Raw genomic sequence first — 12570 nt, 5'->3', positions numbered from 1 at the left:
AACCTTACAACTAGCAGAACACCATAAACGAGAGATGAATCAGGACTGATTCATCTCTCTTAAACTTTGTAGTGGTGGAATATCGCACAAATAACTTAAACGATAACGTCCTATCAAGGCACACAACACGGTCATAAATACAGGCAAAATCAGCCAGATTTCCCAGTGCGGTTGCAGCATTAAATCCATGCGGTAACTGGCAACAGCACTAATGACTTCGGCAAATAAACACGCCACAATTCCCGCCATAAACCCCATAAAACCAATTTCTAGACTTAACATACGTTTGAGCTTTTGTTTAGAACTGCCAAAAGAACGCAGCAATGCCACTTCGCGTTTGCGCTCATCCATCAACAAGTTTAAACACGCGATTAATACCAACAACCCAGACACACTCACCAAAATGGCTAAAATGGTGATGATCTGCACCAACACATTCACAATGCGTTTAATTTCATCCAAAATTAGGCTGACATCTATAAATACTGTATTGGCAAATTGCTGAATCAATTGAATCAGTTTCGGTTTATCTGCCTCAGGTACATAGAAACTACCCAAATAACTGCCTGCATTTTCATCCATAGTTTGCGGTGAAAAAATAAAGAAAAAATTTGGACTAAAGCTTTCCCACTCCACCGTACGCAGATTAATCACTTCGGCTTCAAGTATGCCTTCAGGAAGACTAAAACTGAGCCGATCACCAATTTGAATTCCCAACTCGGCAGCCGTATCTGCTTCTACTGAGACTTGCCCCACTGCACTAAAATTGGCTTGCCCATTCACAATCACATTATCAGCAGGATAACGATCCGACTGTGTCAGGTTGAGTTCGCGACTTAACGTATTGCTTTGCTGAATTAAGGCTTCGGCAAAAGGTTGATCATTTTTGGCAACCAAACGCCCACGTATATTTGGATAAAGTGGCGTACTATTCCACTGCTGCTGCGCGAGTTGTTGTTGAAATTCAGGCATATCAAACGGTGGTAAGCCGTAAACAAACTGATTGGGTGTTCCTTCGGGCAATTGTTGTTGCCAACGATCTAACAAGTCAGTACGCAACACTGCAAGTACCGTAATCAAACTTAATCCTAAAGCCAATGCGGTAATTTGAAAGGCCGTGACAGCAGGCGCACGAATATACGCTGCGACTCTACCTTTAGAATGACGTATTAATTTTAATACACCCCACACCACCCCATACAGCAACACACACAATGCAATAATCGCGCCAATCACCCATGCACTGAGCACTACACTTTCGGTCAAGACCACACAAAATACGATCAGACTTAGCGTTCCTGTCAGCAGCATCCACCACCAAGCGCGCATGTTTTTGTCTTGTTGGCGAATCACGCGGATCGGTGCGGTATTCAGTAATTGCAATAAATTAGGCAGTACAAAACCCAACAACACTACAGCACTGGTGAGCATGGCAATTGGCAATGGCCCAAGCAACATTTCTATGGCTGAAAATTGAATTTCCAAATGCGGAATCAGTTGCAGCATGATTTGCAACAAAGCATAGCCCAAGATCACGCCCAAAATACTGCCAATGCCCATAGCGATAATTAAGACCAAAGCCAGCAACGCCAAATAAGCGGCTAAAATTTGACGTTTACTCGCACCAATACAACGTAATAAGGCGATATGATCCTGATTTTGTTGCACATAACGCTGACTGGTCAAACCAATCGCAATCCCGCACAATAAAATGGTCAGGATGTTAGCCAACTGTAAAAAGGTATCTAAATTGGCAATTGGGCGCATTAAGCGCGTATTGCCTTCACTGGCATTGCGTAGTCTTAAACTGCTTTGTTCTTCAAAGTTTTGTTCAGGGTTGGCTGTTTGCTGTGCCTGTGTAGGCTGCTGTGTATGCGTTTTAAAATACTGCTCAAAATTTTGCGTATCTTTGGCGCTGCCTGCCAACAACAAACGGTAATCTATACGGCTACCCACTTGAATGGCGTGGGTACGTGCTACATCGGCCTGTGAAATTATCACTGTCGGCGAAAAACCTGAAAAACCGAGTTCCTGATTAGAATCATGTTCAATTTTGGCAGTCACCGTAAATGCTGCATCGGCAATATTCACCGTTTCACCCAGTTTAACGTGAAGTAAATCCATAGCACGTTGGCTCAGCCAAATTTCGCCAGACTGAATCTTGTCCGCTGCAGGACTGACCCGCAACGCACCGCGTAGCGGAAAATTATGCTCAATCGCTTTGACATTCACCATCACAAATTGAGCTTGAGTATGTGCCATCGAACTAAATACAGTCACATTCGACTGTTGTAATTGATGTGCAGTCGCCTGATTCTGCCAATCTTGTGCAATCGGTTCATTGTCACTCAGTACTAAATCACCCGCCAGCATTTCTGCCGCTTGCAACGCCACTGCATTTTGAATTTGCTCATTACTAAACTTTAAGGCTGTAGTCGCGCTAATCGCCAAAGTCAGCGCAATAATCAATAAGTAGACACCACTGCTTTTAAAACTCTGCTTTAACAGTGGATGAAATAATGCGTTCATTTCATCCTCCTGTTATGGCAGCAGTTGGCTTAGCTGCAAATTGCTCAACCAATTGTCCATCAATTAAGGCGTAATGGCGCTGACATTGTGCTGCTAGTTTCGGGTCATGCGTGACCAACACCAAGGTTGTGCCCAACTCGCGGTTCAACTCAAATAACAACTGCTCAATTTCAGTTGCAGTTTCACCATCCAAATTTCCTGTCGGTTCATCAGCAAAAATAATTTTAGGTTCACGAATTAAAGCGCGTGCAATGGCGACACGTTGTTGCTCGCCTCCCGAAAGCACTTTCGGCGTTTGCTGTGCCTGACGCTCTAAACCGACACGTTTCAGCAAATTCAGCGCTTTTTGTTCTGCTGCTGCATATTTAAATTTTTCCTGCAAACGTAGGGGCAACATCACATTTTCTAGAGCAGTTAAATGCGGCAATAACTGAAAAGACTGAAACACAAAACCAATATGCTTTAAACGAACTTCTGCACGTTGTTCTTCATTTAATTCTGCAATTGACTCACCACAAACCAGTAATTTTCCACTGCTGGCTTGATCTAAAGTTGCCAAAATACCCAATAAGGTCGATTTTCCCGAGCCCGAACGGCCTGTAATGGCGACTTGTTCACCTGCTTGAATATCGAGGTTTAAATTCTCAAAAATGGTCAATTGTTTTTGTGCAAGTTGTATCTTTTGTGTCAAATTTTGGGCAGAAATAATCGTTTGTGGCATGATATTAGATTCTTTAGTGTTTTGAGTCATATGTTTCCCATTATGCAAAATCGCAATCTAACTAATCGTGTCTTCCCGCGTGTGTTGCTGCTTGGACTATGTTTCAGCCCATTCGTGGTATCTGCAAAAACCATTATGATTGTAGGTGACAGCTTGAGTGCAGGTTACGGCATACAACCACAACAAGGTTGGGTTCACTTATTGCAAAAACGTTTAGAACAACAGTATCCGAAACAGCATAAAGTGGTCAATGCAAGTGTCAGTGGCGAAACCACCAGTGGTGCTTTGGCTCGTCTGCCTAAATTGCTACAGACCCATCGTCCAGACGTTGTAGTCATTGAGTTAGGCGGGAATGATGGCTTGCGTGGACAACCGCCACAAATGATTCAAAAAAATTTAGCGAACCTGATTCAGCACAGCCAAAAAGCCAAAGCGAAAGTGGTGATTTTTGGGATGAAAATGCCACCTAATTACGGCTCGGCGTATAGCAAAGCATTTGAAAATAACTACAAAGTGGTGAGTCAGCAATATAAAGTCAAATTGCTGCCGTTTTTTATGGAAGGTATTGCGGGCAATAAACAATTGATGCAAAAAGATTTAATTCACCCAAATGCCAAAGCTCAGCCTATTTTATTGAATAATGCTTATCCATATATCAAAGGCGCTTTATAAAGCGCCTTTGAGGAAAATTTACTTAATGTGCGGTTCAGATTAAAAATCAAAAAAAACCACTTCACCTGTTTCCAGTGAATATTCTGCACCAACCACTTTCAACTGACCTTGTTCAATCAGGTTTTCTAAAACCGCTGAACCATGACGCAATTGATTTACCGATGCAAACACATTAGAACGCACTGCATGCTTAGACAATTTCGCCAAATCATTTTTCAGTTCAGTCTGCATTAAGGTCTCAACTGAAGGTCGAACACGGTTCACAATCGACATTAAATTTGCCGATGGCGGGCAGTCTGGGCACATTAGAGTATCAATTGTCGCTTGAATTGCACCACAGTGACTGTGTCCTAAGACAACAACCACAGCACAGTCATAACGCTCTGCCGCAAATTCAACACTACCCACCTGTGATGGCGCAACCACGTTGCCCGCAACACGAATTACAAAAAGATCACCCAATCCTTGGTCAAATACCATTTCTGCAGGGACACGTGAATCTGAACATCCTAAAATAATGGCAAATGGATTTTGGTCTTCTGCCATTTCTGCACGTTGTTGGTGCGACAATTGCTTCGGATGTTTGGTATCACCAGAAACAAAACGTTGGTTTCCTTGTTTAAGACGTTCTAAAGCTTCTTGAGCTGTTAGCATTCTTGATTTACCACCGATCTTTGAAGTTGCAATATTCTAAAGCCAGTCTTTATGAATGTCACTTGCAAAAAAATATACAGCCGCGCTTTTCTTTATTCATTTTTGTTATAAATTTTTTCACTTTTTATAGAGGTATGTCACATTTTCTACCAATTTCAAAGCTTTGGTCAAAAAGCAATGGATGACTTTCATTTTTAATCGCATACAATAGACAGATTACAGATGTGCAATTAGATCTAAGAGCTAATGCCGATCATTATTGGAGCCTGTTTTTGGTTCGTCAGGGGAAGACGTTTTGATGATGAAATGTATTCGATCACGTTATCTACATACGATTTTTTTGGCTTTGGGACTAAGTACATCTTGCCTTGTGCATAGTGCTGCGCCTAATCAATATACTTTCACAAAAAACAATAATATTAATAGCAACAACGCGACTGAACTTAAATTATTACAACATCACTTACAGCAACAGCGCAAACAGGCAGGACTCACCTCTAAAAGAATTCGTGTTGGAGATGTCGTTTGGAGCTATAATGAAGGTGGCTCACAAAGCAAACCCACAATTTTATTGATTCATGGTTTGGCAGGCACACGTGATAATTGGAACCGTGTCGCAGAATTTTTAACACCGCATTATCATGTGATTATTCCAGATTTACCCAATAGCGGTGACACCAAAACACCAAGCAATTTTGATAATTCAGTACCGAACGTAACTTCACAACTGCGTCAATTTATTGAAGCAATTGACTGTGAAGAAAACTTACATGTGGCAGGACATTCTTTAGGCGGCCCAATTGCAACATTGTATGCCTCGCAATACCCCTTTGATACGCAAAGTTTATTTTTACTCAATAGTGCAGGAATATATAAACTTGCCAATACGCCTTACACCAAAAACCCATTATCTTTAAATGACTTAATTGTGAGCAAACATGGTGATTTAGCCAACATTGCTAAACAAATCATGCAAAACCCGCCTGCTATCACCTCACAAATTCAACATGCGCAAGAAGAAGCCCTAATTTCACGCTCGGAACAAACCCGTAAAGCCATTGAGCAAATTGTCAAACTCAACCGCATTTATACTCCTGACTCATTTGCGCGTTTAGCAGGGTCAATTGAAGCACCAACCCTGATTTTGTGGGGTAAACAAGATCGCATTATAAATGTTGAAGTGGCGAATGAGTTACAGTCTTTACTCAAACGCGCCGAAAAACCCGTGATTCTCAATAATGTTGGACACATGCCTTTATTGGAAGCCGAAAAACAAGTCGCACAATATTATTTGCCGTTTCTGTCTAAAACACAGAACCTAAAAAATCCCCTTGCTGATAAACTGATTCCTCTAAATTAATTATTATATAAAACCTTTATGCAGAAACATCCCATCATTGAGCAACTGATTGACGCTCAGCTTGATTTTTTAGATCAAGAATTTAACCAAAGTGAAACGATACAAACTGAGTTTGTGCAGTTTTACCAATGGTTTCGCAAACAAACTTTACAAGATCTATGGACATCGGAAGCCATTCATCAACTGATTCAACAACAAATTTTAAATACACCTGCCAGTTCTTTTTTAGTGGAACAAATTGCCGAGCATATTCGTTTTGCACTGGTACACCCTGTTAATGACAGCAGTAAAATTGCCGACGTGATACCTGTGCTAACCATCGACAAAATTGCACAATATGTTGCAAGTAAAAGTGGACATCGTCAGCGTTTGATTAAAACCGTGGTGAATAATCCTGCCTTTGCCGCCATGATTACCCAACTCATTCAACATTCCATTCAAGATTATATGGATAATTCGGTGATCGCCAAAAGCGTGCCTGGTGTATCACGCTTTATGAAAATGGGTAAATCGGTTTTGGAAAGCGTTACCGATACCAATTTAGAGCAGGCCATTCAGCATTATTTGCAAAAAAATGTGCAGAAGCTGACTCAAATGAGCGAATCGGTGCTTAATCAACATTTTGATGATGAAAAACTGTATCACTTCCAAGCGAATTTATGGCACAAAATTAAAGACTTACCGCTTTCTGTTTTAAAAAATTATATTGAAGTGCAAGACCTATCTCAAACTGTCAATTTAGGACATGAAATTTGGGATCACTTGCGCCAAAGTGACTATTTGAAACAGCAAGTGCATGATGGGGTGCATGCGTGGTATGTACGCAATCAAGCGCGCCCTTTTGACTTGTTATTGCACGACTTAAATATTGATGAAGCGCTAGTCCAGCAACAATTACAACAATTATTAAATCCCGTCATTCAGAAAATGATTGCTGAAGGCTATTTAAAACAACGTGCACGTCATTATTTAGAGAAATTTTATTATTCTGAAAAAACACAACAAATTTTAAATCTACAAACGAATGAGTAGAGTCTACTGGCGATTTCAGTTAAATAATAACCTCCTAAAATTTAGGAGGTTATTTTTAGCCAGATTAAAACTTATTTAAAATAAGCACCTTCAGATTGGCTGTGGTCAGTCTGATCCACCACACGCATTAATTCAGGTACGTGTTGTTTCAAGGTCGTTTCTACACCTTGCTTTAAAGTCACATCAATCGCTGAACAGCCCTGACAACCGCCACCAAATTTCAATACTGCAGTTAAGCCATGTTCTTCATCTTCCACCACTTCAACCAAAGCACAGTTACCGCCATGCCCTGCTAAACCTGGGTTAATTTCAGACTGTAAAACATAAGTAATGCGTTCTTCTAACGAAGCATCTGGACCTACACGTGGCACTTTTGAGTTAGGTGCACGGAAAGTCAATTGACCACCAAAACGGTCTTTGTTGTAGTCAATTACAGCATCCAATAAATACGGAATTGACGGCGTATCAATAAACGCAGGAAAGTCTGGATATTCCTGTTTGTAGTCTGTAGGTACAACTTCATCGGGCGCACTATAAGCCATGCAACATTCAGCACGCGGTGTACCAGGATTTTCCACAAAAACACGCACACCAATACCTGGTGTATTTTGCTTTGCCAATAAATCCTTCAAATACTCTTGAGCAGTTGGCGTAATCAATAAGTTTGGAATTTCATCTACAACTGCTGTGCTGCTGTTCTCAGTCGACATAACAATAATTTCCTCAAGCTGAAGTGGCTATTTTAACTTAAGATGCGGGGCAATAAAAAAAAATCAACCAAAATTGTCGGATTTATTCCTAAAGTTCGACTCCAACTCAGTTTTGATGCATTATTAACGCAGAATTCAAGTAAAAGAATAGGCGTTTATGCTCGATTTACCTTTTAATCATACCGTGACCATTATCATTATTACGGTCATCGTGTCTATGTTGGCATTTTCTAAACAAGAATTAATGAATCGCCTGATCTTTTGGCCGCCTGCGATGCAACGCGGACAATATGACCGCTTCATTACCCATGGATTTGTGCATGCCGATGGTGCGCATTTGCTGTTCAATATGATTACCTTGTTTTTCTTTGGCAGCATTATTGAAAGCTTTTATCGCCAATACATCTATGATTTAGGTTTTGTTTTATTCTATTTGGGTGGTTTGATCGCTGCGATTATTCCAAGTTATTTAAAGCATAAAAATGACCATCGTTGGGCTAGCTTAGGCGCATCAGGCGCTGTATCTGCAGTGTTGTTTGCCTATATTTTGTTTGAGCCGTGGAAGCTGATTTTTGTGTTCTTTATTCCTGTGCCTGCCATTATTTTTGCGGTGCTGTATGTGGCGTATAGCATTTGGTCGGGTAAACGTGGTAATTCCAATATTAATCATAGTGCGCATTTATGGGGTGCGGCGTATGGTGTGATTGTGACTATTTTAATTGAACCGCGTATCTTACCTCACTTCCTGAATAAACTAGCGCAACTTCCGTTTTAACTTTTCAAACTATAACGACTTAGTAGATATACAACTAAGTCGTTGCTGCTTTTAAGTATCTTTAAATCCTTCAATAGACCGCTTTCATAAATCCTCTTAAAACCATCATTTATAGCTTCTTATCCAAACCTTACCTCATTGGGAAAAGCGACTTTCAATCACCATTTTATGAACTGCTGATACGTATTTTTTGATTGATGAAAGCATCTGAATGATTCAATACATCAACTTTGTGACACACGATAAAACACACAACAAATAAGATGCTGTTACTCAGCAAGCACTTATACTAAAAATATAAAGACTAAAACTATCAAGCAATCAGGAGTCAGCCATGAAAAAATTTGCACTTCTAAGCGCCCTGTTATTTAGTTTAGGATTAAGCGCCTGTGCCGTACATACCCCTGAAGGCAGTGTGGTGATTGATCCTGACCGCACAATTTATCCGAAAGGTTATTATCCACACCAACATCCGCATGGTGATGGTGATTTTTGTCCTCCAGGTCAGGCGAAAAAAGGACGCTGTTAAGCGGTTGATCTGAGTGAATAAAACATTACTGATACAGCATCAGACTCATTTATGATTCAAACATAGACATTAAAACACTGACCTTTAAACCCCTATAACATCTCATTCATATTAAAAACCTTTACGCTGCGTGAAGGTTTTTTTATTCAAATTTCACTCAATTTTGGTAGTTTTTGCTACCCCATATCGTAACTTGGCGTAGATAATGTATACATCTGTATATTAATTTCATTTTATTTTGCGAGTTTTTGCATGTCCACTTCTTACGATGGCTTACAGTTCCCAATTCATCCAAAAAAACATAAACCCAGCACCTCAAACACGGGCAAGCAAATTATTGCCGAAGCCTTAGCCACAGTCGATCATCAAAGCTCCGTTGATGCTTTGGCAGAAAAAAACTGGCGTAAGCACTATCCAAAACATTTTAAAGCCCTTGTGATCAACGGTATTCGTAAACAAGCTAACGCCATTCAAATTGCAGAAGATGGTTTAAGAAAAGCGCATCAAAGTTTTGAATTTTATCGTCATGAGCAAAAATATGTGCTGAAAGATGTCATGCACTTGCCTACTGAAACTTTATATACTTTTAAATTACAAGGCAGCAGCCAAGCAGCACCTGAATGGTATGTGCCGTATCGTGGGCAAAAATTACAAGGTCAAGCCCTACTAGATCAAATTGCAATTTGGCTCGCAGCAGGCATTATTGAACCTAGTCATGCCGAAGCGTTAAATGCAGCGGTGGCGCATCCCGAATGGTTTGATTTGTCTGACCGAAATATGGTGCTATTTGGTGCAGCATCAGAAGCAGGTCCACTCACATGGTTAGCCAAATGGAAAGCCAATATTATTGCAGTCGATTTACCAAACAGCCGTGTGTGGAATAAAATTCTAAACACTGTGCAACAAGGCAATGCTATCTTATACGCACCAAGTACAACACAACTCGCGGCAGATACTCCATTTGACGTTTTAACAGAACAATTGGGTGCAAATCTGCTCACGCAAACCCCAGAAATTGCACATTGGTTAGCCCAAAAATCTGAAACGCTAGATTTAGCAGCCATTGCCTATTTAGATGGTGAAAAACACGTGCGTGTTGCGATGGCGATGGATGCCATTATGCAATATGTCAGCGAACATAAAGCTGACAGCAGCCTTATGTTTATGTGTACCCCAACCGATGTTTATGCTGTTCCTAAAGAAGTGATTAGTGCATCAGCAGAGAAATTTCAGCAGCGTTCGCAAGGGCAAAAGCTACTCACCAAAAGTATTGAAACCCTTTCACGCAGCCATTTTTTTCAAAAGAATCTGCACCATTTGATTGCTTCAGACAATGGTCAACATTATGGTATTGCCGACTGTTTGGTAGTGGAACAAGGACCAAACTATGCTTTGGCAAAACGCATCCAGCAATGGCGTGCAATTTTAGCCCGTCATCAAGGACAGCATGTCAGCATCAATATTGCACCTTCGACCACCACACACTCTGTGACCAAAAATCCATTACTCAAAGCAGCATTTAGTGGCGCAAGTTTGTTTGATGTTGAAGCATTTAGCCCTGAAACCACCAATGCGATTATGGCGGCATTGTGGATTCATGACTTACGCAATCCAAACTCGGCAGCCAATCCTGAAGTGAAACTTGAGCATCCGCTCGAATTGATGATGGAAGGTGCGAACCATGGTGGATTGTGGCGCGTGGCGTATTTGGCACGAACGGCCCTACCTTTCGCTGCGCTCTATGGCTTTGCTGCAGATAAATTACCGCTGGACAAAGTCATCCAAAAATTTAAAAAGTAATGTAAACCGCTAATCTATCTATTCAAAAACTTGCCTGCAAATATTTCTCTAGACTGATCTGCAGGTATAAAAAAAGCGCTGTATCATCACAGCGCTTTTTTCAACCACTCAAAAAAGTTGAGAATGGATTAAAACACTTTTAAGAACAACCAGAACAAGCTACCCGATAAACAAATTGTCGCAGGTAAAGTGAAAATCCAAGCCGAAAGAATTGTACGCACCATTTGGAAATTCAGACCCGATTTATTTGCCACCATGGTACCTGCCACCGCACTGTTCAGTACGTGTGTAGTTGAAACTGGCATCCCCAAACCATCTGCAGCAGCAATCGTTGACATTGCCACAAGCTCGGCAGACATACCTTGACCATAAGTCATGTGCTGCTTACCGATACGTTCACCAACAGTCACCACAATACGTTTCCAGCCGACCATCGTACCCAAGCCTAGTGCTAAGGCAACGGCAACTTTGACCCAAGTTGGAATGTATTGTAAGAACGAATCTAAATGGCTACGGTAGCTTTTAACCACTTTCTTCTGTTCTTCCGACATTTCAGGCAAGGCATTGGCTTTGTCTAAACGCTTGAACGAGGTGGTGCTTAAATACATATCGTTACGCATTTCTGCCACGTCAGCTTCAGGGACGTCTTTTAAGTTGCCATATTGCCCCACACGCTCACCCAAATGGTCGGTTAGACTTGCCAAAGCAGGTACGACTTCAGGAGTAATTTCTTTGGTCTGAATATAACTAGTAATAATCTGACGCGCTTTTTCATCTGGCATATCGGCATGTTGTGGATAAATCACATCAGCCGTTTGCGTTGAAAGCTGCTGGAACGATTGAATGTGGTTTTGACCTAACTCTTTATTTAATGAGTACGCCAACGGCACAATCCCGATCAAAATCAACATGATTAAACCCATGCCTTTTTGACCATCATTTGAACCATGCGCAAAACTTACCCCAGTACAGGTAAAAATGAGAATGGCACGAATCAGGGGTGGTGGTGGTTTATTACCTTCAGGTGGCTGGAATAACTCCATTTGTTTCTTGAAGATTTTTTTCACCAAGAGGAACAAAATCGCAGCAAAGGCAAAACCAATTAATGGCGAGAACAATAAAGCCTTACCGACTTTCATGACTTGTTCCATGTCTACACCACTAGCGCCTGCACCTGAGTTAAGCAAGTAGTTCATAATCCCCACACCTAAAATCGAACCGATTAAAGTGTGTGAACTTGAAGCAGGAATACCAAAGAACCACGTTCCTAAATTCCAGACAATTGCGGCAATCAACATGGCAAACACCATGGCAAAACCTGCACCTGAACCGACATTCATAATCAGTTCGACTGGAAGCAAGGCAATAATACCGTAGGCAACTGCGCCACTGGCGACCATCACCCCAAGGAAGTTACAGAAACCCGCCCACATTACTGCCACAGGTGCAGACAAGGCATTGGTATAAATGACCGTTGCCACAGCGTTGGCTGTGTCATGGAAACCATTCACAAATTCAAAGCCTAAGGCAATGAATAAAGCAGTAGCCAATAAAATCACCGAGTACATGCTCAACGCAGGTACGTGGGATAAGTCCGCAGACAATTGGAAACCAATATAAATAAGGGTAGAAACGATGATCGTTAAAAACACCGGCATAAAAAATTTCGGTGTAGGCACATGAACATTGGTCGATTTAGTGGTCGACTTGTGCGCTGAATCTACAGGAGTTGGTTTAGAATTCATGCAAGCAGAAAAGAGGATTTAAAATCCCCTTATTGTTCAATTA

General features: G+C 41.2%; 11 protein-coding genes. 6 read left to right on the top strand and 5 right to left on the bottom strand.

The genetic code is table 11. The features are described 5' to 3' along the window. Nucleotides 1-39: 39 nt before the first annotated feature. Nucleotides 40-2529, bottom strand: coding sequence for an ABC transporter permease (locus K1T76_RS03520; protein WP_230244079.1), 2490 nt, complete (start codon nucleotides 2527-2529; stop codon nucleotides 40-42). A 1-nt stretch (nucleotide 2530) separates the two neighbouring features. Next, entirely contained in the window at nucleotides 2531-3280 is a 750-nt protein-coding gene (locus tag K1T76_RS03515; protein ID WP_019837462.1) for an ABC transporter ATP-binding protein, read from the bottom strand. 12 nt (nucleotides 3281-3292) lie between these two features. On the opposite strand from K1T76_RS03515, the gene K1T76_RS03510 reads away from it, so the two are divergent. Then, complete coding sequence (locus K1T76_RS03510; RefSeq protein WP_180060791.1) at nucleotides 3293-3922, top strand: arylesterase; 630 nt, start codon at nucleotides 3293-3295, stop codon at nucleotides 3920-3922. 39 nt (nucleotides 3923-3961) lie between these two features. Here K1T76_RS03510 and K1T76_RS03505 read toward each other — a convergent pair whose 3' ends face one another. Continuing rightward, nucleotides 3962-4576: a carbonic anhydrase gene (locus tag K1T76_RS03505; protein ID WP_019837464.1), complete on the bottom strand. Its 615-nt coding sequence runs from the start codon at nucleotides 4574-4576 to the stop codon at nucleotides 3962-3964. A 298-nt stretch (nucleotides 4577-4874) separates the two neighbouring features. Between K1T76_RS03505 and K1T76_RS03500 the strand changes: the two genes are divergently transcribed. Continuing rightward, nucleotides 4875-5936, top strand: a complete 1062-nt coding sequence (locus K1T76_RS03500; RefSeq protein WP_230244078.1) for an alpha/beta fold hydrolase — start codon at nucleotides 4875-4877, stop codon at nucleotides 5934-5936. Nucleotides 5937-5954: 18 nt separating this feature from the next. After that, complete coding sequence (locus K1T76_RS03495) at nucleotides 5955-6968, top strand: hypothetical protein (RefSeq protein ID WP_230244077.1); 1014 nt, start codon at nucleotides 5955-5957, stop codon at nucleotides 6966-6968. A 71-nt stretch (nucleotides 6969-7039) separates the two neighbouring features. Here the strand turns inward: K1T76_RS03495 and nfuA are convergent, their stop codons facing one another. Further along, nucleotides 7040-7678 carry a Fe-S biogenesis protein NfuA gene (nfuA, locus tag K1T76_RS03490; protein ID WP_019837467.1) on the bottom strand — a complete coding sequence of 213 codons (639 nt, stop codon included), beginning with the start codon at nucleotides 7676-7678 and terminating at the stop codon, nucleotides 7040-7042. 157 nt (nucleotides 7679-7835) lie between these two features. On the opposite strand from nfuA, the gene K1T76_RS03485 reads away from it, so the two are divergent. From K1T76_RS03485 to K1T76_RS03475, 3 genes are all read left to right on the top strand, one after another. Continuing rightward, entirely contained in the window at nucleotides 7836-8453 is a 618-nt protein-coding gene (locus K1T76_RS03485) for a rhomboid family intramembrane serine protease (protein WP_230244076.1), read from the top strand. A gap of 334 nt (nucleotides 8454-8787) precedes the next feature. Then, nucleotides 8788-8982 (top strand): hypothetical protein, encoded by a 195-nt coding sequence (locus K1T76_RS03480; protein ID WP_230244075.1) that lies wholly within the window; start codon nucleotides 8788-8790, stop codon nucleotides 8980-8982. 252 nt (nucleotides 8983-9234) lie between these two features. After that, nucleotides 9235-10782 carry a hypothetical protein gene (locus tag K1T76_RS03475; RefSeq protein ID WP_230244074.1) on the top strand — a complete coding sequence of 516 codons (1548 nt, stop codon included), beginning with the start codon at nucleotides 9235-9237 and terminating at the stop codon, nucleotides 10780-10782. A 128-nt stretch (nucleotides 10783-10910) separates the two neighbouring features. Here K1T76_RS03475 and K1T76_RS03470 read toward each other — a convergent pair whose 3' ends face one another. Beyond that, nucleotides 10911-12527 (bottom strand): inorganic phosphate transporter, encoded by a 1617-nt coding sequence (locus K1T76_RS03470; protein ID WP_230244073.1) that lies wholly within the window; start codon nucleotides 12525-12527, stop codon nucleotides 10911-10913. Nucleotides 12528-12570: the final 43 nt, after the last annotated feature.

This window comes from Acinetobacter sp. PW68 (genome assembly GCF_020982655.1).
Lineage (GTDB): Bacteria > Pseudomonadota > Gammaproteobacteria > Pseudomonadales > Moraxellaceae > Acinetobacter > Acinetobacter towneri_A.
Note: the sequence above shows the minus strand (reverse complement) of the source record. Positions and strands in the feature narration are given on the sequence as shown.